Source organism: Modestobacter sp. I12A-02662 (assembly GCF_041028325.1).
In the GTDB taxonomy this organism is placed as follows: Bacteria; Actinomycetota; Actinomycetes; order Mycobacteriales; family Geodermatophilaceae; genus Modestobacter.
Map to the genome: position 1 here is coordinate 232759 of NZ_JABGDE010000009.1, position 22147 is coordinate 254905.

General features: G+C 74.5%; 25 protein-coding genes. 8 read left to right on the plus strand and 17 right to left on the minus strand.

Annotated elements, in window-relative coordinates:
- Positions 1-5 precede the first annotated feature (5 nt).
- From pssA to HL189_RS15360, 3 genes are read left to right on the plus strand one after another with little or no spacing between them, the layout of a single operon-like run.
- Positions 6-803, plus strand: coding sequence for a CDP-diacylglycerol--serine O-phosphatidyltransferase (pssA, locus tag HL189_RS15350; protein ID WP_369134571.1), 798 nt, complete (start codon positions 6-8; stop codon positions 801-803).
- Positions 800-1297, plus strand: coding sequence for an N-acetyltransferase family protein (locus tag HL189_RS15355; RefSeq protein WP_369134572.1), 498 nt, complete (start codon positions 800-802; stop codon positions 1295-1297). The genes pssA and HL189_RS15355 overlap by 4 nt, the downstream gene beginning before the upstream one ends.
- A gap of 60 nt (positions 1298-1357) precedes the next feature.
- The gene (locus HL189_RS15360) at positions 1358-2140 is read left to right on the plus strand and encodes an HAD-IIA family hydrolase (protein ID WP_369134573.1); all 783 of its coding nucleotides are present in this window, start codon (positions 1358-1360) and stop codon (positions 2138-2140) included.
- 15 nt (positions 2141-2155) lie between these two features.
- Here the strand turns inward: HL189_RS15360 and HL189_RS15365 are convergent, their stop codons facing one another.
- From HL189_RS15365 to HL189_RS15375, 3 genes are all read right to left on the minus strand, one after another.
- Complete coding sequence (locus tag HL189_RS15365) at positions 2156-3088, minus strand: threonine/serine dehydratase (RefSeq protein WP_369134574.1); 933 nt, start codon at positions 3086-3088, stop codon at positions 2156-2158.
- Between the two features lie 587 nt (positions 3089-3675).
- A complete protein-coding gene (locus tag HL189_RS15370; RefSeq protein WP_369134575.1) occupies positions 3676-3855 on the minus strand; it encodes a hypothetical protein in 180 nt (59 codons plus the stop codon).
- Between the two features lie 213 nt (positions 3856-4068).
- Entirely contained in the window at positions 4069-4554 is a 486-nt protein-coding gene (locus tag HL189_RS15375; RefSeq protein ID WP_369134576.1) for a hypothetical protein, read from the minus strand.
- 78 nt (positions 4555-4632) lie between these two features.
- On the opposite strand from HL189_RS15375, the gene HL189_RS15380 reads away from it, so the two are divergent.
- Entirely contained in the window at positions 4633-5646 is a 1014-nt protein-coding gene (locus HL189_RS15380) for a diacylglycerol kinase family protein (RefSeq protein ID WP_369134577.1), read from the plus strand.
- Between the two features lie 281 nt (positions 5647-5927).
- Positions 5928-6179 (plus strand): WhiB family transcriptional regulator, encoded by a 252-nt coding sequence (locus HL189_RS15385; RefSeq protein WP_222266546.1) that lies wholly within the window; start codon positions 5928-5930, stop codon positions 6177-6179.
- A gap of 72 nt (positions 6180-6251) precedes the next feature.
- Here the strand turns inward: HL189_RS15385 and HL189_RS15390 are convergent, their stop codons facing one another.
- From HL189_RS15390 to HL189_RS15420, 7 genes are all read right to left on the minus strand, one after another.
- Positions 6252-7736: a sensor histidine kinase gene (locus HL189_RS15390; protein WP_369134578.1), complete on the minus strand. Its 1485-nt coding sequence runs from the start codon at positions 7734-7736 to the stop codon at positions 6252-6254.
- A 79-nt stretch (positions 7737-7815) separates the two neighbouring features.
- Positions 7816-8040 carry a biotin/lipoyl-binding carrier protein gene (locus HL189_RS15395; protein ID WP_369134579.1) on the minus strand — a complete coding sequence of 75 codons (225 nt, stop codon included), beginning with the start codon at positions 8038-8040 and terminating at the stop codon, positions 7816-7818.
- 90 nt (positions 8041-8130) lie between these two features.
- On the minus strand, positions 8131-9225 hold the full coding sequence (locus HL189_RS15400; RefSeq protein ID WP_369134580.1) for a biotin carboxylase N-terminal domain-containing protein: 1095 nt from the start codon (positions 9223-9225) through the stop codon (positions 8131-8133).
- A gap of 288 nt (positions 9226-9513) precedes the next feature.
- Positions 9514-9846 carry a mycothiol system anti-sigma-R factor gene (gene rsrA, locus HL189_RS15405; protein ID WP_369134581.1) on the minus strand — a complete coding sequence of 111 codons (333 nt, stop codon included), beginning with the start codon at positions 9844-9846 and terminating at the stop codon, positions 9514-9516.
- Positions 9843-10538 (minus strand): sigma-70 family RNA polymerase sigma factor, encoded by a 696-nt coding sequence (locus HL189_RS15410; protein WP_369134582.1) that lies wholly within the window; start codon positions 10536-10538, stop codon positions 9843-9845. The genes rsrA and HL189_RS15410 overlap by 4 nt, the downstream gene beginning before the upstream one ends.
- Positions 10539-10754: 216 nt before the next feature.
- Positions 10755-11714: a nucleoside hydrolase gene (locus HL189_RS15415; protein WP_369134583.1), complete on the minus strand. Its 960-nt coding sequence runs from the start codon at positions 11712-11714 to the stop codon at positions 10755-10757.
- A gap of 26 nt (positions 11715-11740) precedes the next feature.
- Positions 11741-12667, minus strand: a complete 927-nt coding sequence (locus HL189_RS15420; protein ID WP_369134584.1) for a nucleoside hydrolase — start codon at positions 12665-12667, stop codon at positions 11741-11743.
- A 162-nt stretch (positions 12668-12829) separates the two neighbouring features.
- On the opposite strand from HL189_RS15420, the gene HL189_RS15425 reads away from it, so the two are divergent.
- From HL189_RS15425 to HL189_RS15435, 3 genes are all read left to right on the plus strand, one after another.
- A complete protein-coding gene (locus tag HL189_RS15425) occupies positions 12830-13909 on the plus strand; it encodes a phosphotriesterase (protein WP_369134585.1) in 1080 nt (359 codons plus the stop codon).
- Positions 13906-14904: an adenosine deaminase gene (add, locus tag HL189_RS15430; protein WP_369134586.1), complete on the plus strand. Its 999-nt coding sequence runs from the start codon at positions 13906-13908 to the stop codon at positions 14902-14904. The genes HL189_RS15425 and add overlap by 4 nt, the downstream gene beginning before the upstream one ends.
- Positions 14905-15015: 111 nt before the next feature.
- Positions 15016-15552, plus strand: coding sequence for a maleylpyruvate isomerase family mycothiol-dependent enzyme (locus HL189_RS15435; RefSeq protein ID WP_369134607.1), 537 nt, complete (start codon positions 15016-15018; stop codon positions 15550-15552).
- 2 nt (positions 15553-15554) lie between these two features.
- Here HL189_RS15435 and HL189_RS15440 read toward each other — a convergent pair whose 3' ends face one another.
- The 7 genes from HL189_RS15440 to HL189_RS15470 are packed head-to-tail and all read right to left on the minus strand — an operon-like array spanning position 15555 to position 22081.
- Positions 15555-16442 carry a carbohydrate kinase family protein gene (locus tag HL189_RS15440; RefSeq protein WP_369134587.1) on the minus strand — a complete coding sequence of 296 codons (888 nt, stop codon included), beginning with the start codon at positions 16440-16442 and terminating at the stop codon, positions 15555-15557.
- Entirely contained in the window at positions 16442-17371 is a 930-nt protein-coding gene (locus HL189_RS15445) for a pseudouridine-5'-phosphate glycosidase (RefSeq protein ID WP_369134588.1), read from the minus strand. Before HL189_RS15445 ends, HL189_RS15440 begins: the two co-directional genes overlap by 1 nt.
- Positions 17372-17391: 20 nt before the next feature.
- The gene (locus HL189_RS15450) at positions 17392-18201 is read right to left on the minus strand and encodes a mycofactocin-coupled SDR family oxidoreductase (RefSeq protein ID WP_369134589.1); all 810 of its coding nucleotides are present in this window, start codon (positions 18199-18201) and stop codon (positions 17392-17394) included.
- Positions 18198-19220, minus strand: coding sequence for a nucleoside hydrolase (locus HL189_RS15455; RefSeq protein WP_369134590.1), 1023 nt, complete (start codon positions 19218-19220; stop codon positions 18198-18200). Before HL189_RS15455 ends, HL189_RS15450 begins: the two co-directional genes overlap by 4 nt.
- On the minus strand, positions 19217-20167 hold the full coding sequence (locus tag HL189_RS15460) for a nucleoside hydrolase (RefSeq protein WP_369134591.1): 951 nt from the start codon (positions 20165-20167) through the stop codon (positions 19217-19219). Before HL189_RS15460 ends, HL189_RS15455 begins: the two co-directional genes overlap by 4 nt.
- A gap of 13 nt (positions 20168-20180) precedes the next feature.
- Positions 20181-21125 carry a nucleoside hydrolase gene (locus HL189_RS15465; protein ID WP_369134592.1) on the minus strand — a complete coding sequence of 315 codons (945 nt, stop codon included), beginning with the start codon at positions 21123-21125 and terminating at the stop codon, positions 20181-20183.
- Positions 21122-22081: a nucleoside hydrolase gene (locus HL189_RS15470; protein ID WP_369134593.1), complete on the minus strand. Its 960-nt coding sequence runs from the start codon at positions 22079-22081 to the stop codon at positions 21122-21124. Before HL189_RS15470 ends, HL189_RS15465 begins: the two co-directional genes overlap by 4 nt.
- Positions 22082-22147 lie beyond the last annotated feature (66 nt).

Here is a 22147-nt window from a genome sequence, read left to right on the forward strand (position 1 = left end):
CGGGCATGCCCGGGAGACGTACGACCACCGTCGAGTTCGTCCGGGGGTCGGTGCGCGGTGGACGGCGGCGCGCGCGGTCGTCGCTGCCGAGCCTGTTCACCCTCGCCAACATGATGTGCGGGTTCGGCGCGATCCTGGTCTCCTTCCGCGGGGAGTACCGGCTGGCCTGCCTCCTGGTGGGGCTGTCGGTGGTCTTCGACATCGCCGACGGCGCGGTGGCCCGGCTGGTCGGTGCGGTCTCCCCGTTCGGGCTGCAGTTCGACTCGCTGGCCGACCTGGTGTCCTTCGGGCTGGCGCCGTCGCTGGTGGTGTTCGCGCTGTTCTCCGACGGCCGCGACCAGTGGGACCCGCTCGGCTGGCTGGCCTGCTTCCTGTGGGTGGCGTGCGCGGCGATCCGGCTGGCGCGGTTCAACACCACCATCGACCCGACCGCGGACAAGCGGTACTTCACCGGGCTGCCCAGTCCCGGGGCCGCGGGGGTGGTGCTGGCCAGCGTGTACGCCTTCGCCGACGTGATGCAGGGACGCGACCGGCTGTGGGTGCTGCTGGTCGTCGTCGTCCCCGGGCTGCTGATGGTCAGCACCGTGCGGTGGCGGTCCTTCCGGTCGCTGGTCAGCCCGAAGAGCGGCAAGCCCTACGGCCTCGTCGTCGCCGCGGTGCTCGTCGTGGTCGGGATGATCACCGTGCCGGTGGTGACCGTCTGCCTGCTCGCCTACGGCTACCTGTTCTCGCCGCTGGTGATGCCCGTGCTGTCCCCGCTGGGCCGGCTGGTGCCGGCACGACTGAAGGAGACGCTGTCGTGAGCGGACCGGGCCGCGTGCGGCAGGTGCGGCCGGAGGACGTCCCGGCGATGGTCCGGCTGGTCCGCGAGCTGGCCGCCTACGAGAAGGCCGAGCACGAGGCGCTGATGACCGAGGACCAGCTGTCCGCGGCGCTGTTCGCGGAGCAGCCGGCGCTGTTCGGCCACGTGGCGGTCGCCGACGGGACCGACGAGGTCGTCGGCCTGGCGCTGTGGTTCCTCAACTTCTCCACCTGGCGCGGTACGCACGGGGTCCACCTGGAGGACCTCTACGTCAGCCCCGGGCACCGCGGCACCGGCCTCGGCCGGCAGCTGCTGCGCACGCTGGCAGAGCTGTGCGTGGAGCGCGGCTACTCGCGGCTGGAGTGGGTGGTGCTGGACTGGAACACCCCGTCGATCGACTTCTACAGAGCCGCGGGTGCCGTGCCGATGGAGGACTGGACGGTCTTCCGGCTCACCGGGGACGCGCTCGGCCGGTTCGCCGGCGCGCTCCGCTGAGCGGTCGCCGCCGTGCCACCTGACAGATCCCACCCGACCCGACAGACGAGGAGCCGACGGGTGACGACCGAGCGTGCGGAGTCCCAGTGCTGGTTGACCGACATGGACGGCGTGCTCGTGCACGAGGGCAACGCCCTGCCCGGTGCCGCGGAGTTCCTGCAGCGGCTGGTGGACCGGCAGCGCCGGTTCCTGGTGCTCACCAACAACTCCATCTTCACCCCGCGGGACCTCGCCGCCCGGCTGGCCCGGTCGGGGTTGAGCGTGCCGGAGCAGTCGATCTGGACCTCGGCCCTGGCGACGGCGGACTTCCTGTCCTCCCAGCTGCCCGGCGGGTCGGCGTACGTCATCGGTGAGGCTGGGCTGACCACGGCGCTGTACGAGGCCGGCTACACGCTCACCGACACCGACCCCGACTACGTGGTGCTCGGCGAGACCCGCACCTACTCGTTCGAGGCGATCACCCGGGCGATCCGGCTGGTCGGGGCCGGCGCGCGGTTCATCGCGACCAACCCCGACGTCACCGGCCCGTCCCCCGAGGGGCCGCTGCCGGCGACCGGCTCGGTCGCCGCCATGATCACCAAGGCGACCGGCGCGGAGCCGTACTTCGTCGGCAAGCCCAACCCGATGATGTTCCGCAGCGCGATGAACCGGATCGAGGCGCACTCGGAGTCGACCACGATGATCGGCGACCGGATGGACACCGACGTCGTCGCCGGCATCGAGGCGGGCCTGGACACCATCCTGGTGCTCACCGGTTCCACCGGGGCCGAGGACGTGGCCCGCTTCCCGTTCCGCCCCGGCCGGGTGCTGCCCTCGATCGCCGAGGTCATCGAACTCGTCTGAGTCACCACCAGGGGCTCAGTGGAGGTCGGCCGGGTCGGTGTTGGCCCCGCAGAGGACGACGACGACCCGCTCACCGGGCTCAGGGACGTAGGCGCCCGCGGTGAGGGCCGCGAACGCCGCCGCGGCGCCGTGCTCGACGGCGATGCGGTGGTCGGCCCACAGCCGGCGGCGGGCGGCGACCAGGTCGTCGTCCTCGACGAGCACGGGGACGACGCCGGTGCGACCGGCGACCGACCAGCCGATGTCACCGATCCGGCGGGCACCCAGCGAGTCGGCGGCGATCCCGGAGACCGGCACGTCGACCGGTGCGCCGGCCTGCACCGCGGCGTGCAACGTGGGCGCCCCGGCCGGCTCCACCGCGACCACCCGGGCGACGCCCTCGACGGCGGCGGCCACCCCGGCCATGAGCCCGCCCCCGCCGACCGCCACGAGCACCGTGTCGACCCGACCGTCGAGGTCCTCGAGGAGTTCCAGGCCGAGCGTGCCGGCCCCCGCGGCGATCTCCGGCTGGTCGTAGGCGTGGCAGTACACGGCGCCGGTCTCGGCGGCGCGCTCGACCGCGGCGGCGTAGGCGAGGGCGTACTCGCTGCCGGTCTGCACGACCGTGGCGCCGTAGCCGCGCAGGCGCTGGACCTTGACGGCGGGCGCGGTCGTCGGCACGAAGACGGTGGCCGGGACGCCGAGCGCCGCGGCGGCCCAGGCGTTGGCCATGCCCGCGTTGCCCCCGGAGGCGACGACGACGCCGACCGCCGGGTCCAGCTCGCCGCGCTCCTGCGCCCCGAGGATGCGGTTCACCGCGCCACGGGCCTTGAAGGTGCCGGTGTGCTGCAGGTACTCGAGCTTGAACCACCCGGCGGGGTCGTCGGGGTCGCCCTGCAGCAGCGGCGTGCGGCGGACCTGCCCGGCGGTGCGCCGTGCGGCCGCCTCGACGTCGGCGCGGGTGATCATGCGGTTCTCCTGGCTCGGGGACGCGGGCACGCTCGATCGTGCCTGAGCCCCGTCCCCCGGCTCCCAGCAGGCCCAGCACCCGCCTCGTGTCCGCACGTCGACCAGTCGACGTGTCGACGTGCGGACTCGTCTCCCTGTCCCCTCTCCCTGGCTCAGAAGGGGGGATGAAGGACCCCCGTGCCCGCGCCGCTCGCAAGCTCGCGGCGGGACCCTGCACGGGGGCCGAACCGGGGGGGCGGGTGCTGCGGGTGATCCCGGACGGCGTCGTGACGGTGAGCGTGCCGGCGGGGTTCATCCGGTGGCGCCAGCCGCGGGCGTGGGTCTTCAGCCGGTGGTGCCGGCGGCACAGGCAGCACAGGTTCTCGCAGCTGGTCCCCCTCCGGCGCCGTGCGGGGTCGACGTGGTCGAGGTCGGTGCGTGCGGCCGGGCGGCGACGGCCGGGGTGCCGGCAGGTGCGGTCCCGGGCCCGGACGAAGCGGCGCTGCGCCGGGGTCGGTTCATGACGGTCGATCGGCGGCGGCCGGTCCAGCACCACACACCCACAGGTCCCCACCGGGTGCGACCGGCAGCCGCGGCGGGCCAGCCCGTCAGCTCCGCCCGGTCACCACCGCCCGCAGCGCGCCGGTGACCGGGTCGGTGAGCGCCACCTGCAGGCGGCCGCCGGTCGGGGCCTGCAGCCCACCGGGGCGCAGCGCGTCCAGTTGTTCCAGGAGCGTCCGGAGCTGCGCGGCGGTTATCGGCGCCCCGTCCACCGTCGCGGCGGGCACGTCGGTGGAGCAGTCCTCGAGGGTGGGGCGGGGAGCAACCGCGACCGCCGCCGCACCACGCCCGCCGGCAGCGGTGCCTCGTCCCCGGCAGGCAGGTCACGGACCGGCGCGACCGTCACCGAACCCGGTACCCACCGCCTCCGAACACACCCCGGAGCCAGCCCCCGGGTACGACAGTCCCCGCAGGCCAGGTCGGTGCCCGCGCCGTCCGGGTCAGCGGTCGAGGTAGGCCAGCCGGGCCTCGGGGGTGGCGAGCAGGTAGAGCTCGATCCCGACCAGGGCGAGGACCGGGACCCCCAGCAGCGGCAGATCGGCCTCGAAGGCGAGCGTGTACCCCAGCACCGCCAGCAGCAGCTGCAGGGCGATGACCGGCGCGCGGGCCCAGCCCTTGACGCGCCACAGCCCCACCGCGGCGGCGCCGAGCAGCCCGGCCGCGAGCCCCACGTAGACGACCTCGGCCAGCGCCCGCCCGACGCTGTCCGGCGAGCTGGTCAGGGTCAGGAACAGCAGCACGACGGCGACCACGCCCAGCGCGAGCGCCTGAACGCCGACCACGAGCGCGGCCCGCCGCAACGCCGGCGGCGCTTCGGTGACCGGCCGCTCGGGCCGCGGTGCCGACGGCTCGGCCGCACCGCCCAGCAGCCGCTCCGCGCGCGGCCGCCGACGCGCGGGCCCACCGTCTCCCACCTGGCCTGACACGGCGCCGAGGCTACGCCAGACGGCGTGCCGGGCCGTCCGCCTGCTGGGCCGGGCGGCGGAGCTGGCTATGTTGACCCCATGCGTGCGCTGCTGGTGGCGAACCCGGCGGCGACCACGACCACCCGCGGGGTGCGGAACGTCCTGGTCCGGGCGCTGTCCAGCGAGCTCAAGGTGGACGTGGTCGAGACCGCGCACCGCGGGCACGCCCGCGAGCTGGCCGCCGAGGCGGCCGGTGACGGCGTCGACGTCGTCGTGACCCTCGGTGGGGACGGCACCGTGAACGAGGCGGTCAACGGCCTGCTCTCCGGTGGCCCCGGGCCCGGCGTGCCGATGCTCGCCGTCGTCCCCGGCGGCTCGACCAACGTCTTCGCCCGCGCCCTGGGCCTGTCCCGCGACCCGGTCGAGGCGACCAGCGAGATCCTCGACGCGCTGCGCGCCGACCGGTCCCGGCTGGTGTCGCTGGGCACCGCGTCGGCACGCACGCACCCGCCCGAGGACGCCGACGATCCGGCCGCGGGGCCGGTGGCGTCCGGCGCCGCGCGCACGACGGACGACTGGACCGAGCGCCGCTGGTTCGTCTTCGCCGCCGGCATGGGGTTCGACGCGGACGTCATCGCCCGGGTGGAGGCGCTGCGCGCGAAGGGACGCCGCTCCTCCGGTTCGCTCTACGTCCGCTCCGGGGTCAACGCCTTCGTGCTGGGCGCGGACCGGCGCCGCCCACCGATGACCCTCGAGGTGCCCGGCGAGCCGCCTGTCGACGGGTTGTTCCTCGCCCTGCTGTCGAACGTCAGCCCGTGGACGTACCTGGGCGCCCGGCCGGTCAACCCGAGCCCGGAGGCGTCCTTCGACACCGGCCTGGACGTGTTCGCGATGGGGCGGGTGGGCGTGGCCCGGATGCTGCACCACGTGCGGCAGACGATGGCTGCCCGCCCGGACGCCCGCGGCCGCGGCGTGCACCGCTGGCACGACCTGCCGGAGGCGACGCTCACCTCGGTCCGGCCGCAGGGCTGGCAGCTCGACGGCGACCACCTCGGCACGACCACCGGCCTGCGGGTGCGCTCGATCCCGGAGGCGCTGCGCGTCGTCGTGTGACCGGCCCGGCGACCGGCGTCCCGCGTCGCACGTCACGGTCCCGGTGCCGACGAGTGGCGGGGGTCGCGGTACCGTGGTGAGCTTCCTCACGAGGGCCCCGAAGAGCCAGAAGTGTGCTTGACAGCCCGGCGACTCGTGAAAGCATCACAAGCAGCAACCTGCTGGTAACAAGCAGGCGGTCGCCGGTCGACGCGCTGAAGATCCAGCGTGCGGGCCTCGATGTGTGCGGTCCTGCGGACCGATGACCGATGACGCGATACGAGATCGAGGAGTACACGGCCATGGACTGGCGCCACCGCGCCCTCTGCCGGGACGAGGACCCGGAGCTCTTCTTCCCGATCGGGACGACGGGCCCCGCCGTCGTCCAGATCGAGCAGGCCAAGGCGGTGTGCCGGCGTTGCCCGGTGACGCAGTCGTGCCTGGAGTGGGCGCTGAGCTCAGGCCAGGACTCCGGCGTCTGGGGTGGACTCTCCGAGGACGAGCGCCGCGCCCTCAAGCGCCGCACCGCTCGCACCCGGGTGCACACCGCCTGAAGAAGAGGAAGGGCCCCGCTCCACCAGGGCCATCGCACAAGGGCCGCTCCCTCGGGAGCGGCCCTTGCTGTGTCATCGCCGCAGTCGCCCGGCGCCGGGCAGGGTGAGCACCGCCTCCGTCCCCGGGCCGCCGTCCCCGGGCGGCCCCATCTCGAGGGCCCCGCACAGCTCGGTGGTCACCAGCGTGCGGACGATCTGCAGGCCCAGACCCGTGCTCGCGGCCGGGTCGAAGCCCACGGGCAGCCCCCGCCCGTCGTCCCGCACGTGCACCACCAGGTCGTGGCCGTCGCGTTCCGCGGCCAGCACGATCGTGCCCGGCGCCCCCGCGTCGAACGCGTGCACCGCGGCGTTGTGCAGCAGCTCGGTGACCGCCATGACCAGCGGCGTGGCCGCCGCCGCGGGCAGCTCGCCGATGCTGCCCACCCGCTTGATCCGCGCGGCCGGCCCCACGGACGTCACGTCGCCGAGCATGGGCAGCACCTGGTCGAGGACGTCGTCCACCTCGACCACGTCCTCCCGGCTGCCGGCCAGCGTCTCGTGCACGACGGCGATCGAGGCCACCCGGCGCACCGACTCCTCCAGCGCCGCGCGCGCCGCCGGCTCGGTCATCCGGCGGGCCTGCAGCCGCAGCAGCGCGGCGACGGTCTGCAGGTTGTTCTTCACCCGGTGGTGGATCTCCCGGATCGTCGCGTCCTTGGTCATCAGCGCGCGGTCCCGGCGGCGGACGTCGGTGACGTCGCGGACCAGGACCAGCGCGCCCTCCTCCGCGCCCGGCGCCTGCAGCGGCAGCGCCCGGACCAGCATCGTGGCGGCCTCGTTCTCGACGTCCATCGGATCGGGGAACCGCCCGGCCACCGCCGCCGCGATGCTTGCCGCCACCGCCTCGCCCGCGACCCGGTCCGCGGACACCCGGCGGGTGACCGCGGCCAGGTCCGAGCCGACCACGTCGCCGACCACGCCCATCCGCCGGTAGGCCGACAGCGCGTTGGGGCTGGCGTAGACGGCCCGCCCGGCCGCGTCCAGCCGCACCAGCCCGTCCCCCACCCGCGGGCTCATCTCGGCGTCCTCGAGCATCCGCGGCGGGAAGGTGCCCGCGGCGACCATGAGCGAGAGGTCCGCGGCGATGTCGAGGTAGGTGAGCTCGAGCGTCGAGGGGGCCCGGGTCGCGGCAAGGTTGGTGTCCTTGGCGAGCACGGCCACCACGACACCGTCGTGCCGCACCGGGATGACCTCCCGGCGGCGGGGGTTGGCCCCCGACCAGTCGGGGTCGCCCTCGGTGACCGGCCGGCCCTCGCGGTGCGCCTGCGCGAGCTGCTCGGCGGCCGCACCGCTGACCTCGGCTCCGATGAGGTCCTCGGGCTGGCTGGTCGGCGCGGTCAGCGGGCGGACCTGCGCGACGCACCACCAGGCGCCGTCCTGGAGGGGGACCCACAGCGTGAGGTCGGCGAAGGCCAGGTCCGCGAGCAGCTGCCAGTCGGCCACCAACCGCCGGGCGTGGTCCACCTGGGAGGGGCTCGACGCGGACCCGCGGGTCAGACGGTCGGACAGGCTGCTCATCGTGAGCCGGAGCCTAGATGAAGGACCCTGCTGCCCCCCGCCACTCGCAGGCTCGCGGCGGGACCCTGCACCAGGGCCATCAACCATCGACGACGGTGGCGATGAGGTCGCCCTCCTGCAGGACCTCACCCTCGACCACGTGGAGCTCCCCGACGCGGCCGGCGTGCTCGGTGAGCACCGGGATCTCCATCTTCATCGACTCGAGGATCACCAGGGTGTCGCCCGCCGCGACCTCGCTGCCCGGGCTCACCAGGACCTTCCAGACGCTGGAGACCATCTCGGCGTGGATCTCCTGCACCGCCACCGGCGCTCCTCCTCATCGACGGGACCGCCGGAGCCGACGGCGTGCTCATGAAAGCACGTCCACCGGCCGGGTCCGGACCCGCGCGGGACGTCAGGACGGGTCGGGCACCAGCGTGCCGGCCAGCCGCTGCAGCACGCCGCAGACGGCCGTCCCGTCGTGCGGCACCCCGGTCTCCGGCAGGCCGGTGAGCACCGCGGACGCGGCGCGGGCCGCGGTGGCCAGGTCGGGGCCCGAGGCGCTGACCGTGGCCAGCAGCGCGTCGTACCAGCCGTCGAGCCGGTCCCCCGGGTCGTAGCCGCTCACCGCGACCGCGTCGCCGCCGCGCTGCGGAGCGACGTCGGGCAGCCGGCCGGTGATCCGGCCGGCGGTGCCGGGGGGCAGGGTGGAACGCAGCTGGACGGTGACCGCCGGGCGACCGCGAGCGCCGTCCACCGGCACCGACCCGGACGGCCGGTCACCCGCGCTGCACAGGGCCAGCTCGACGGCGTCCACGCCGTGCGAGCGCTCGAGGACCGCCATGTCCAGGGAGAAGCCGGCGGCCACCTCGGCGAGCTCGCCGTCGGGGTCGATGCCCACGGTGACCAGCCCCCGCCAGCCCAGCTCCGGCAGCCGCCGGGCGGCCGCCGGCAGCGGACCGAGCCCGGAGGCCGGGGTCCAGGACACCCGGGGGGTGCCGCCCGCGCGGTCCCGGAGCACCGGCGTGACGTGGTGCAGTCCCTCGGCCGTGACCCAGGCGAGGAAGCCCCGCTCGCTCGCGGGCTCGACGCCGTCGCCGCCCAGCCGCTCCAGCACCTCGGCGTCCGGCCCGACCCAGGTGAGCCCGGCGTCCACGACCGTGGCGGCCAGCCGCGCGTTGCCGGCCAGCGCGGGCGGGACCGGGAGCACCGCCTCCACCTGGGTCCGGCGGGCGGCCTCCACCATCCGGTCGGCGTCGAGGTAGGACTCGGTGGCCGGCGCCGGGCCCAGCAGGACCGCCTCGTCGGCGAGCCGCACGTGCCGGGCGTCCCGCTCGGCCTCGGAGTAGACGGCGACCGACTTCACGCCGAGCCGGGAGCACGCCCGGATCACCGCGCAGGCCATCGGCCCACGTCCGGCGACCAGCACGCTGTCCGCCACCGTCAGGACCACGTCGTCCCCTCGTCCCCGGCTCGCGCCGGTGTCGTCCGCGTCGACGGGACCGGTCACCGCACCTGCGCACGGCCGGTCACCGTCCCGTGAGACCCTTGCCGTGTCAGCTTGGCCGGTACCCGGGAGGTCTGCACCCCCCGACCGGCCCCGTTCACCACTCCGGGCCACACGGGTCCGGCACGTCTCGAGAGGAGGCCGGCATGTCCAAGCGTGGACGCAAGCGGCGCGGCCGCAAGAAGAACGCCGCCAACCACGGCAAGCGCCCCAACGCCTAGCAGGGCACCCCCGGCCCCCCTGCAGGGTCCCGCACGCGAGCGTGCGAGCGGGTGGGGGGCAGGGGGCCTCCTAGGAGGGGCGCTCCTCGGCGATGGTCTCCACGCTGGCCCGCTCGACGCTGACCTGGGTGCCGTCCTCCTCGAAGGTGACGCTGGTCAGCTGGACCTTGATCCGGTCCCGCAGCCCGGGCGGCGGCGCGTCGCCCCCGCAGCGCCGGCGGACCAGCGCCTTGAACTCCTGCTCGATCCCGAACTGCCGCAGGCAGGGGGAGCAGTCCTCGAGGTGCTCGGCGATGACCGCGCGCCGGGCGTCGTCGGTCTCGTGGTCGAGGAACTCGAAGACGTGCGACAGCACGTCGTCGCACGAGGTGATGTGGCCGTCGTCGTGAGCAGCGTCGATCACGAGCGTGCCTCCTCAGCGGCTCCGGCGCGGACGAAGCCGCGCTCGCGGGCGTAGTCGGCCAACAGCTTCTGCAGTCCGCGGCGACCGCGGTGCAGGCGGGACATCACCGTGCCGATGGGCGTGCCCATGATCTCGGCGATCTCCTTGTAGGCGAAGCCCTCGACGTCGGCGAGGTAGACCGCCAGCCGGAAGTCCTCCGGCAGCTGCTGGAGGGCGTCCTTGATGTCGGAGTCGGGCAGGTGGTCCAGCGCCTCGATCTCCGCCGAGCGCAGCCCGCTGGAGGTGTGCTCCTCCGCCGCGTACAGCTGCCAGTCCTGCACCTGGTCGGTGGGGTACTGCTGCGGCTGCCGCTGCTTCTTGCGGTAGCTGTTGATGTAGGTGTTCGTGAGGATCCGGTACAGCCAGGCCTTGAGGTTCGTGCCCTCGGCGAACTGGTGGAACGCGGAGTATGCCTTGACGAACGTCTCCTGCACCAGGTCCTCGGCGTCGGCGGGGTTGCGGGTCATCCGCAGCGCCGCCGGGTAGAGCTGGTCCAGGAAGGGCAACGCGTCGCGCTCGAACCGGGCGTCGCGGGCCGCTCGCGTCTCGGCGAGCTCGCTACGGCTGCCGTCGGCACGGGCCTCGGGGGTCTCGAGCGTGCCGGCGACGTCCGTCCCCGTGGCGGTGCTGTCGACCGCAGGCTCCTCAGGCACCGACCGTCCTCTCTGCGGGGCCCGGGAGCGGGCCACCACCTCGGCCGATCCTAACCGTGGGGCACCGGGTCGGCCGGGGGGACGACGGGAGGGCCCGGAACTCCGCGCGGGGCGGGGCCGCGTGCCGGGGACTGTGCTGCTCACGGCCCGTGCAACCGCACGCCGTCGGGTCGTGTTCCCGGCCCGCCGGGATCGTGTGGCGGGCCGGGAACCGCGTCAGCCGCGGGGGGCGAACGTCCGCAGCATGAAGTCGACGAACAGCCCGGCGTCGGCACCGAGCGCGACGTCGCAGTTCGGCTCCTTGCCGCTGCGGGAGTACAGGTCGATGACCGTCCGGCCGACCGTCAGCGCCCCCGCCGTCTCGACGTCGACGTGCGTCCGCTGGACGTCGAGCACCTCCCGGTGCAGGAGGTAGGCGACGCAGAGCGCGTCGTGCACCGGCGCGCTGCCCGGCGTCGCCATCGGCTGGGTGGCGTCGTAGCCGGTGATCCGCCGCTCGATGAGCGTGGCCGCGGCCTCACCGGCCGGGGTGCCCAGCGCCGCGAGGGCCCGGCACTGCTCGCGGGACACCAGGGCCTGGTGCGTGGCGTCCAGCGGCACCAGCGTGATCCGCGGGAAGCCGGCGGCGAAGACCGCGGCGGCCGCCTCGGGATCGGCCCAGATGTTGAACTCGGCCGACGGCGTCGCGTTGCCCTTGACGTTGCCGCCGCCCATGATCACGACCTCCGGGACGGCCTCCACGAGCCGCGGCTCGATCGCGATCGCCGCGGCGATGTTGCTCAGCGGCCCGACCGGGACCAGCGCGATCTCGTCGGTGGTGGCCCGGTACGTCTCCACCAGGAACTCCACCGCGCCGGTGTCCTGGGGCTTGCTGGTCGCCGGCGGGAGGGGCAGCTCGCGGCCGTGGATGTTGCTGCTCGGGTTGACCTCGGAGTGCCGGGGCACCGGGAAGTCCGGCCGGACGATCGGGCGGCGGAGCCCCTCGTGCACCGGGACGTCCGGGCGGCCGATGTGGTCCAGGACGCGCAGCGTGTTGTCCGTGCAGTACTGCACCTCGACGTTGCCGTTGACCGTGGTCACCCCCACCAGGTCCAGCTCGGGGTGGAGGGCGGCCAGCATGATGGCCACGGCGTCGTCGGTGCCGGTGTCGCAGTCGAGGATCAGCTTCTGGGGCATGGGGGGACCTTCTCTCGGGCGGGGCGTCAGCGCGCGCAGGCGCGGTGCAGCATGGACAGGAAGCGGTCGCGGTCGGCGGCGAGGACGACCTTCACGTTGGCGGGACGGTCGGTGACGCCGAGGTGGTCGCAGACTGTCATCCCCGCCGTCTGCGACCCGGTGGTCTCCACCGCCACCGGGACGTGCACCACCCGGGTGGCGACCGACGGGTCGAGCGCCACCGCCATGGTCACCGGGTCGGGCAGGTCGAAACCGTCCAGGTGGGTCACCGTGCGGCAGAACTCGAGCAGCTGACGCTGGATGCCGTTGCAGAACTCCCCGAGCGGGCCGAGCGCCGCCAGCGCCTCGCCGTCCGCGGCCGTCAGGGTGGCGTCGTTGCGGGAGACGTCCCAGCCGACCATCTCCAGCGGCATCCCGGAGCGGAAGACGACGTCGGCGGCCTCGGGGTCGACGTAGACGTTGAACTCGGCGGCCGGGGTCACGTTTCCGGTGCCGTCCCCGGTGCCGGCCATCATCACCACCCGGTCGAACAGCCCGGCGATGTCCGGCGCCTTGCGCAGGGCCAGGGCGATGTTCGTCAGCGGGCCGAGGGTCACCAGCGTGATCTCCCCCGGGTACCGGCGGGCCAGCTCGATCAGGACGTCGACGGCGTGGTCCGGGGCAGGCTCTCCCCCGGTCAGCGGCAGGCCGATGTCGCCCATCCCGTCGGCGCCGTGCACGTCGTGGGCCAGGACCTGCTCGCGCAGCAGCGGCCGGTCGGCACCGGCGTGCACCGGGGCGGTCGACCGGCAGAGGTCCCGCGTGTAGATGGCGTTCTGCACGCCCATCTCCAGCGGCACGTTGCCGGCCACGACCGTGATGGCGAGGACGTCCACGTCGGCGTCGGTCAGGGCGAGGACCAGCGCGACGGCGTCGTCGGAGGCGGTGTCCGTGTCGATGATCATGCGGGTCATGCGGCGTTCCTAGGCATGTAACGCCGTGTACGCAAGAGATGGCGGCGACGTGTCACCCCTGGGCGGCTGCCGTTGACCAGCGCGGACGACGGCTGCTAGACAGTCGCGACGAGGGCAGGTAACCGATTACATGCCGGTCGGCCAGGCGCAGAGGGGAACACGATGTCCCACGACGAGTCCGTGACCGTCCAGACGGTGCTGGGCCCGGTGCCCGCGAGCGAGCTGGGCATGACCCTGCCGCACGAGCACCTGTTCAACGACCTGTCCGAGGCGCTGTACCCGGGCGTGCGCCCCTTCTCCGCCGACCTGGCCGGCGCGCGGGTCACGCCGGAGCTCGCCTGGCTGCTGCGCGAGGACCCCTACGCCTGCGCGGACAACTGCGGCTTCGACGAGCGGGACCTGGACACGGTGGTCGCCGAGCTGGACGTGTTCGTCCGGGCCGGCGGGCGGACCGTCGTGAACAACACGACGGGCACCGGCCGCAACCCGGCGGCGCTGGTGCGGGTCGCCGAGGCCACCGGCCTCAACGTCGTGATGGCCGGCGGGTGGTGCCTGTCGCACGGCGACGACCACTCCCTGGGCGAGGACGACGTCGACGGGATGGTCGCCGAGCTCGTGGGCGAGATCCGGCAGGGCGTGGACCTCCCCGACGGCCGCACGGTCCGGGTCGGCGTCATCGGGGAGATCGGCGTCGGCCCGCGGTTCACCCCGGCGGAGCACGCCACGCTGGTCGCGTCCTGCCTCGCGCAGGTGCAGACCGGCGTGCCGCTGCTGATCCACCTGCCCGGGTGGCAGCGGCGGGCGCACGAGGTCGTCGACATCGTCCTGGAGCACGGGGTGGACCCGGCGGCCGTGGTGCTGTGCCACATGGACCCCTCGGGCAAGGACACCGCCTACCAGCGCGAGGTCGCCGCCCGCGGGGTCTGGCTGGAGTTCGACATGATCGGGATGCCGTTCAACTTCCCCGGCGAGGGCCAGTCGCCCTCGGTGGAGGACACCGTGGAGGCCGTGCGCGGGCTGGTCGAGGACGGCCACGGCGACCGGCTGCTGCTCTCCCACGACGTCTTCCTGAAGGCGATGTGGACCCGCAACGGCGGCAACGGCTACGGCTACGTGCCGACCGCCTTCCTCCCGCGGCTGGTCGAGGCGGGCGTGCCCGAGGCCACCGCCACGGGGCTGATGACGGCGAACCCCGCGGCGCTGTTCGTCGCCGCCGCGCGCTCGGTCGCCGTGCCGCGATGACCGGGGACCCCGGGCACCGGCTGCGCGCCATGCCGAAGGTCGAGCTGCACTGCCACCTGGAGGGCTGCGTGCGGCCGGAGACCTTCCTGGACCTGGCCCGGGCCCACGACGTCGCGCTGCCCACGGCGGATCCGGCGCGGGTCTACGACTACACCGACATGGCCACCTTCATGGTGGTCTTCGAGCGGCTCTGCGCCGCGGTGCTCACCCGCGACGACGTCCGGCGGATCTCCTACGAGGCCCTGGTCGACGCGGCGCTCGGCTCCGGCGTCGTCTACCGGGAGATGTTCTTCAACCCCACGCTGCACCCGGCCCTGCCCTACGGCGAGCTGCTGGCCGGCATCACCGACGGCGCCGAGGAGGCCCGCCGGGAGACCGGGATCGTCACCCGGCTGATCCCGTCGGTGTACCGGGCGCACAGCCCCGCCGCGGCGGTCGAGATGGTGCGCGCGGTGGCCGACGGCGACCGTGGCCTCGTGGTCGGCATCGGGATGGACGGCGACGAGACCGCCGGCCCGCCGGCCGCGTTCGCCGAGGCCTACGCGCTGGCCCGGGACGCCGGCCTGCGGACGACCGCGCACGCGGGCGAGCGGTTCGACGCCGCGGAGCTCCGCGACGCCCTGGACCTGCTGGGCTGCGACCGGATCGACCACGGCTACGCCCTCGTGCGCGACCCCGGGCTGCTGGCCCGGGTCCGGGACGGCGGCACGCACGTCACGACCGCCTGGCTGTCCACCACCTACAACTACCGCGGCCCGGCGGCCGAGCACCCGATCCGGCTGCTGCACGACGCCGGCGTCAGCATGTCGCTGGGCAGCGACGACCCGGCGATGGGCGGCACCGACCTGGCCGGCGACTACGCCGCGCTCGCCACCGAGCTGGGGCTGACCGCCGACGACCTGGCCCGGCACAACCACGAGGCGGTGGACGCCGCCTGGCTGCCCGCCGAGGAGAAGGCGGCGCTGCGGGCGCGGCTGGACGCCGGTACGGCCTGATCATCCTGCCAGGATGACCTCGTGGACACCTTCGCGGAGATCGCCGACGAGCGTCGCGGTCTGGCTGACCTGTTGTCGGGACTCACGGCTGAGCAGTAGGCGACGCAGAGCCTGTGCAGCGAGTGGAGCGTCCGCGACGTGGTCGCGCACCTGGTCGTGCCCCTGGAGGTGGGCATCCCGAAGTTCGCGCTGGCCATGCTGGCGTGCCGCGGGAACTTCGACCGGGCGAACGTCCGGCTCGCCCGCGAGCAGGCGCGTCGGCCCTTCACCGAGCTGATCGAGGTGTTGCGCCACAAGGCCGACTCGCGGTTCACGCCGCCCGGGATGGGGCCCGAGGCGCCCCTCACCGACCTGCTGGTGCACGGCCTCGACATCCGCTGGCCGCTGGGGCTGTCGCGCGACGTCCCCGAGGAGCGCTCGCGCACGGTGCTGACCTTCCTGACCGCCTCGTCCGTCGGTGGCCTCGTCCCCAAGGGCGCGCTGGACGGGTTGCGCTTCGAGGCGGACGACGTCGCCTGGGCCTCCGGCAGCGGTCCGGCCGTGCGCGGCAGCGCCGAGGCGCTCTCGCTGGCGGTCACCGGCCGCACGGCCGCACTCGGCCACCTGAGCGGCGACGGCGTGCCGACGTTGCGCAGCCGGCTGGCCTGACCCTAGGGGCGCCCGCCCAGCCGGGCCACCGCCCGGCGCGCCACCCCGGCGCCGGCGGCGGCCGCCGCGACCGGGTCCAGGCCTCGGCACCACGCGTCGAGGAAGCCGGCGCAGAAGGCGTCACCGGCGCCGGTCGGGTCGACCGGGACCAGCCGGTCCGCGGGGACGGCCACCGGATCGGTCCCCCGGTCTGCCACCACGCAGCCGTCGCCGTCGAGGGTCACCACCACGGTCCCGTAGTGCGCCGAGAGGACCTCGGCGGCCCGCCGCGGGTCGCCGGTCCCGGCGAGCTCCGCCGCCTCGTCCCGGTTGGGGAAGCAGAACCGGGCCCCCGACGTCCAGGCCAGGAACTGCTCCGCGCCCACGTCGTGGAGGAACGCCACCGAGCTGGGGTCGACCGAGACGGGGACGCCGAGGGCCCGGGCGCGGGACACCAGCTCCAGGGCGGCGGCCCGGACGCCGGGCTCGAAGAACGAGTAGCCGGTCAGGTGCAGCAGCGGCGCCTGCTCCAGCAGCCCGGCCGGGACGTCGTCCGCGGTCAGGGCCAGGTTCGCGGCCCGGTCGGTGAGCATCGTCCGCCGGCCGGCGTCGTCGAGGACGACGACGATCGTGCCGGTCTCCCGCTCCGGGTCGACCGCCAGGTGCGGCTGCACGCCCAGCGCCGTGAGGTGGCCGGCGTGGAAGTCCCGGTCCACCGCCCCCACCCGGCCCACGAAGCTGACCGGGGCGCCGAGGGACCCCAGCCACGCGGCCAGGTTCGCCGCCGAGCCACCCGGCCGCCGCACGATGCTGGCCCGGGTGTCGGAGTCCGGCGTCAAAGGCCCGAGCGGGCGGACCAGCACGTCGGTGACGACGTCCCCGACGACGACCACCCGACCGGGGCCGGACATCAGCGGGCCAGGACCCCGCGCCGGGCCCACGCCGTCGCGATCCCGCCGCCCAGCGCGATGTTGGAGACGGCGATGTCGATGTTGACCTCCAGGCTGGCGCCCTGGGTGTGCCGCTGGAAGTGGTCGAGCAGGAACGGGGTCACCGCCTTGCCGGTCACGCCGCTGCGCTGCGCCGCGGCGAGCGCGTCGGCGAGGACGCGGTCGTGCAGCTCGGGGTCGAGCTGCCGGTCCGGGGGCAGCGGGTTGGCCACCAGCACGGCGTGCTCGAGGCCGAGCGCGTCCTGGGCCGCCATCACCGCGGCGACGTCCTCGGCCGACTCGACCCGCCAGTCGATGTCGACGCCGGAGTCGGTGACGTAGAAGGCCGGGTACCGGGAGGTCCGGTAGCCCAGGACGGTCACCCCGAGGGTCTCCAGCCGCTCCAGCGTGGCCCGGATGTCGAGGATGGACTTGACCCCGGCCGAGACCACGGTGATGGGCAGCCGGGACAGCGCCGCCAGGTCCGCGGACTCGTCGAAGGACTCCGCCGCGCCGCGGTGGACCCCGCCGAGCCCGCCGGTGGAGAACACCCGGATGCCGGCGCGGCAGGCCAGCAGCGCGGTGGCGGCCACCGTCGTCGCGCCGGTGACGCCCTGGACCATGGCCGCGCCGAGGTCGCGGCTGGACACCTTGACCACCGCGGGGTCCTCCGCGATCCGGGTCAACCCGGCCTCGTCCAGGCCGACCCGCGGGACGCCGTCCACCACGGCGATCGTCGCGGGCGTCACCCCGGCCTCGACCAGGACCTGCTCGAACCGGCGGGCCACCTCGAGGTTGCGGGGCCGCGGGAAGCCGTGGGAGATGATCGTGGACTCCAGCGCCACGACCGGGCGGCCGTCGGCGAGGGCCTGCCGGACGGCGTCGGACAGGACCAGGGGGGACGTGCTCACTGCGGAGGGCTCCTCGGAGGTCAGCGGAGGGTGGCGCCGGCGTCGAGCACCATCTGGGTCCCGGTCATGTACCGGGACTCGTCGCTGCACAGCCAGCGGATCGCGACGGCGACGTCGAGCGGTTCCATCCGGTGGATCGGCATCGGCAGCTCGAGCGTGCCGCCTACCCCCGGCGCGGTCGCCTGCCAGTGCTCGGCGGCCGGGTTCTGGGTCATCACGGTCCCGGTGCCACCGGGGTGGACGACGTTGACCCGGATGCTGTCCCCGGCCAGCTCCAGCGCCAGGCTCTTCATCAGCCCGATGACGCCGTTCTTCGCCGCGGCGTAGTGCCCGATGGTGGGCACCGGCTTGACCGCCGCGGTGGAGCCCACCATGACGATCGAGCCGCCGCGGCCGGTGCGCAGCATCGCCGGGATGGCGGCCCGGCAGGTGTTCCAGGTGCCGGTCAGCACGACGTCGATCATCGTCTGCCACTGCTCAGGGGTGGCCTGCCAGGTGCTGGCCGGCCAGCTGGCGACCCCGGCGTTGGCCACGACGACGTCCAGCCCGCCGAAGCTGCTGTCCGCCAGCTCCACGGCCGCGACGAGCTGCCCGTGGTCCCGGACGTCGACGAGCGCCGGCGCCGCGCGCCCGCCGGCCTCCTCGATCATCGCGACCGTGGCGGCGAGGTCCTCGTTCGAGGCGGTGCCGTAGGTCAGCCCCTCCACCTGCCGTCCGATGTCGGTGACGACGACGGCGGCGCCGGCCTCGGCCAGCGACAGCGCGGTGGCCCGGCCGATGCCGCGCGCGGCGCCGGTGACCAGCGCCACCCTCCCGGTCAGGTCGCTCATGCCTGCTCCTCGCGGTCGAGCGGGACCGCGGAGTCGCCCGCGGTCTGGATGAGGTCGACGACGGCCTCGGCGAACGCGGGATCGGTCTCCAGGACCACCCGGCAGCGCGCGCCGTCCTGCGTCGGGAAGCCCATGTACATGCCGCGCAGGTCGCACACGGTCTGGCCCCGGGTCGGCCCGTCGCCGGTCTCCACGTACGCCCGCACGGTGGGCGCCAGCGTGGGGACCAGGGTCCCCGCGGCGACCGCCACGGCCAGCACGTCGTGCAGGCAGCTGCGGCGCTCGCCGAAGGCGGCCTCGGCGAAGAAGCCCATGTAGTGGTCGAGGATGCCGGCGACGTAGCCGCCGATCGTGCCGCCGGCGGCGAGCCGGGTCCGGTGCCCCTCGTCCAGGGTGGTCCGCATGGTCACGTCGAGGCCGACCATCGTCAGCGGCCACGGCGCCCGGAACACCGCGGCGGCCGCCTCCGGGTCGCACCAGATGTTGGCCTCGGCCACCTCGGTGACGTTGCCCGGTGCCAGCGCGGCGCCGCCCATGATCGTCACGCCGGAGACCAGCTCGGGCAGCTCGGGGCAGAGCCCGAGCGCGAGGGCGAGGTTGGTCAGCGGGCCGACGGCGACGACCTCCACCTCACCGGGGTGGGCCCGGGCGAGCCGGATGATCTGCTCGGCGGCGGTCTCCGCCACCGGCTCCCCCACCGTGCGGCCGGTGCCGGCGTTGCCCTGCCCGTCCCGCCCGTGCACGTGGTACGCGAAGACCGCCGGGGCGCCGGTCAGCGGACCGGCCGCGCCCCGCGCCACGGGGACCTCCGGGCGGCCGGCCATGTGCACGGTGTGCAGCGAGTTGCGGGTCGCGGTCTCCACGTCGACGTTGCCCCACACCGACCCGACGCCCACCAGCTCGACGGCCGGGTGCAGGGCCGCGTAGAGGATCGCCAGCGTGTCGTCGACGCCGGTGTCGCAGTCCAGCACCATCTTCAGCGGCCGGCCGGCGCGGTCGGCCCGCAGGTCCGCGGTCATGCGCCGAGCCGCGCGTCGAGCTCGGCCAGCCGGCCGACCAGCAGCTGGGCGAAGGCGGCGCCGTCCACCTCGAGCGCGACGTCGGTGTTCGCTTCCTCCCCCGACAGCCCCTCCAGGTCGACCACGGTCATCCCCCGGGTCAGCGCCCCCGCGCACTCCACGTCGACGTGCAGGTGCCGGGTGGTGACCAGCTCCGGGCGGATCGCCACCGCGACGGCGAGCGAGTCGTGCTGCGGCGTGCGGTCGCTGCCGGACCACTCGACGTGCCGGGCGGTGTAGAAGTCGACCATCCCCAGGAGCGCCTCGGCCATCCGGCCGCCGCCGCGCAGCGGGTCCCAGTCCCCCGGTGTGGTGACCGCGGAGTGGGTGACGTCGAGCCCCACCATGGTGACCGGGACGCCGCCGGCGAACACCCGCGAGGCGGCGTCCGGGTCGAACCAGATGTTGAACTCGGCGGTCGGGGTGGTGTTGCCCAGGATCCGGGCGCCGCCGCCCATGAGCACGATCCGCTCCAGCCTGGCCGCCGTCCGCGGCGCCGCCGCGAACAGCGCCGCCACGTTGGTCAGCGGCCCCAGCGCGACCAGGGTGACCGGCTCGGTGGACTGCTCGATCACGTCGGTCATGAGCTGGACGGCCGACCGGGCGTCCGCGCCGCGGGGGGCGGGGTCCAGCCGGACGCCGCCCATCCCCTCCTCGCCGTGCACCTCCGTGGCCGGGCGGGAGTCCCGGCGCACGAGCGGGGTGTCGGCGCCGGCCGCGACCGGGACGTCGTCGCGGTCCAGCAGGTGCAGCAGCCGCAGCGCGTTCTCCGTGGTGTGCTGCAGGCCGGTGTTGCCGCCGACCGAGGTCACCCCCCGGACGTCGAGCTCCGGCGAGGCGAACGCCAGCATGATCGCCAGCGCGTCGTCCAGGCCCGGGTCGGTGTCGATGAGCACGGGGCGGGGCATGGGTCCCCCTCCCTCAAGCGCCGAGGGAGCGCAGGAAGCGCTCGTGGAAGGCGGCGGTGTCCAGTGTGTCGACCAGCCGCACCACCCCCGGCTCGAGCGGGTCCACCGGAGCCGGCTCGTAGCCGCGCAGGTCGGCGACGACCTGGCCGCGCGACCGCTCGCCGCGCAGCTCGACCCCGGCGCGCACCAGCCGGTAGGTGGCCAGCTCGGGGTCCAGGGCGAGCGCCATCGCCAGCGGGTCGTGCAGCACGCAGGTCCGCTCGCCGAGGTTCTTCTCGTACACGTCCAGGTACTGCTGCATCACCGGCCACATGAACTGCGCCCGCGGGTCGGCGGAGGTCTCGATCCGCTTGAGCGCCTCCTGCGGCAGCTGGGTGGACATGGTGATCTCCAGGCCGACCAGGACCAGGTCCCAGGGCGCGTCCAGCACGAGCTGGGCGGCCTCCGGGTCGTGCCAGATGTTGGCCTCGCCCATCTCCGAGGCGTTGCCCGGCACGCCGACCGCGCCGCCCATGACCACCACGTTCTTGACCAGCCGCGGCAGCTCGGGCTCCAGCAGGAGCGCCAGCCCGACGTTGGTCAGCGGGCCGACCGCCACCAGGGTCAGCTCACCGGGCCGGCTGCGGGCCAGGCGCACGATCTCCGCGGCGGCCAGCGTGCCCGCCGGCTGGCGCGTCGACGCCGGCACCCCGGCGTCCCCGAGGCCGTCCTGGCCGTGCACGAACTCCGCCGTCTCCAGCGGCTGCGCCATCGGGCGCGCGGCGCCCCGGTGCACGGGCACGCCGGTCAGCCCGAGGGTGTCCAGCACGGTGATCGTGTTCCGGGTGCCCACGTCGACCGGCACGTTGCCGTGGGTGACGGTGCAGGCCACGTACTCCGCGCCGTTGCCGGCGCCGTAGACGATGGCCATCGTGTCGTCGATGCCGGTGTCACAGTCGAGGACCAGTTCGGTGGTCATCGGACCGCCCCTTCCGTCCGTGCCGACAGCGAGGCGATCGCGTCGACGGTCATGTCCCACAACCGCGGCTTGTCCAGGGTGATGGCGACGTCGGTGTTGTTCGGCCGGCCGAACAGGCCGGCGAAGTCGGTCACCGTCATCCCGTTCGTCCAGGTCCCGGTGAGCTCCACCGCGACGAAGGCCTCCTGGGTGGTGAAGACCTCCGGGTCGCAGAGCCACGCCACGCAGCACAGGTCGTGCACCGGGGGGCCGTCGGTGAAGCCCTGCTGCTCGCGGTAGGTGCTGCCGAAGAACTCCAGGACGTCGACGACGAACGACGACAGCGGGGAGCCGATGGCCTCGATCCTGGCGACCACGTCGGCGTCCGCGGTGGCCTGGTGGGTGAGGTCGAGACCGACCATCGTCACCGGCCACGGCGCGGAGAAGACCGCTGAGGCCGCCTCCGGGTCCGCCGCGATGTTGAACTCCGCGGTCGGGGTCTTGTTGCCCCGGGTGTAGGAGCCGCCCATGAGCACGACCCGCTTGACCCGCTCGACGATCGCCGGCTCCTTGCGCATGGCCAGGGCGATGTTGGTCAGCGGCCCGGTCGGCACCAGGGTCACGGTGCCGGGCTCGGCGGCCATGACCACGTCGATGATCACGTCGACCGCGTGCCGGGGGTCCAGCTCCAGGGTCGCCTCCGGGAGCACCGGTCCGTCCAGCCCGGACTCCCCGTGGATCTCCGGTGCCACCATCTGCGGGCGGACCAGCGGCCCGACCGCGCCGGCCGCGACCGGCACCTCGATGCCGGCCACGGCGCAGACGGCGAGCGCGTTGCGGGTCACCTTGGGCAGGGTCTGGTTGCCGGCGCAGGTGGTGACGGCGAGCAGCTCCACCCGCGGGTCGCCGGCCGCGAGGATCATCGCCAGCGCGTCGTCGTGCCCCGGATCGCAGTCCAGGACGATGCGTTCGGTCATGCGGCAGTGCTCCTTCACGCAGGGGGGGTCACCGCCGCGGCACGCGGCGGGAGTGGGCTGTCGGGG

Bases quoted from the DNA above. Each gene is read 5' to 3' on its own strand.
- pssA (WP_369134571.1), top strand. From the start codon at position 6: ATGCCCGGGAGACGTACGACCACCGTCGAGTTCGTCCGGGGGTCGGTG.
- HL189_RS15365 (WP_369134574.1), bottom strand. From the start codon at position 3,088: ATGATCACCCGCGCCGACGTCGAGGCGGCCGCACGGCGCACCGCCGGG.
- HL189_RS15380 (WP_369134577.1), top strand. From the start codon at position 4,633: ATGCGTGCGCTGCTGGTGGCGAACCCGGCGGCGACCACGACCACCCGC.
- HL189_RS15385 (WP_222266546.1), top strand. From the start codon at position 5,928: ATGGACTGGCGCCACCGCGCCCTCTGCCGGGACGAGGACCCGGAGCTC.
- HL189_RS15390 (WP_369134578.1), bottom strand. From the start codon at position 7,736: ATGAGCAGCCTGTCCGACCGTCTGACCCGCGGGTCCGCGTCGAGCCCC.
- HL189_RS15415 (WP_369134583.1), bottom strand. From the start codon at position 11,714: ATGCCCCAGAAGCTGATCCTCGACTGCGACACCGGCACCGACGACGCC.
- HL189_RS15420 (WP_369134584.1), bottom strand. From the start codon at position 12,667: ATGACCCGCATGATCATCGACACGGACACCGCCTCCGACGACGCCGTC.
- HL189_RS15425 (WP_369134585.1), top strand. From the start codon at position 12,830: ATGTCCCACGACGAGTCCGTGACCGTCCAGACGGTGCTGGGCCCGGTG.
- add (WP_369134586.1), top strand. From the start codon at position 13,906: ATGACCGGGGACCCCGGGCACCGGCTGCGCGCCATGCCGAAGGTCGAG.
- HL189_RS15440 (WP_369134587.1), bottom strand. From the start codon at position 16,442: ATGTCCGGCCCCGGTCGGGTGGTCGTCGTCGGGGACGTCGTCACCGAC.
- HL189_RS15450 (WP_369134589.1), bottom strand. From the start codon at position 18,201: ATGAGCGACCTGACCGGGAGGGTGGCGCTGGTCACCGGCGCCGCGCGC.
- HL189_RS15455 (WP_369134590.1), bottom strand. From the start codon at position 19,220: ATGACCGCGGACCTGCGGGCCGACCGCGCCGGCCGGCCGCTGAAGATG.
- HL189_RS15460 (WP_369134591.1), bottom strand. From the start codon at position 20,167: ATGCCCCGCCCCGTGCTCATCGACACCGACCCGGGCCTGGACGACGCG.
- HL189_RS15465 (WP_369134592.1), bottom strand. From the start codon at position 21,125: ATGACCACCGAACTGGTCCTCGACTGTGACACCGGCATCGACGACACG.
- HL189_RS15470 (WP_369134593.1), bottom strand. From the start codon at position 22,081: ATGACCGAACGCATCGTCCTGGACTGCGATCCGGGGCACGACGACGCG.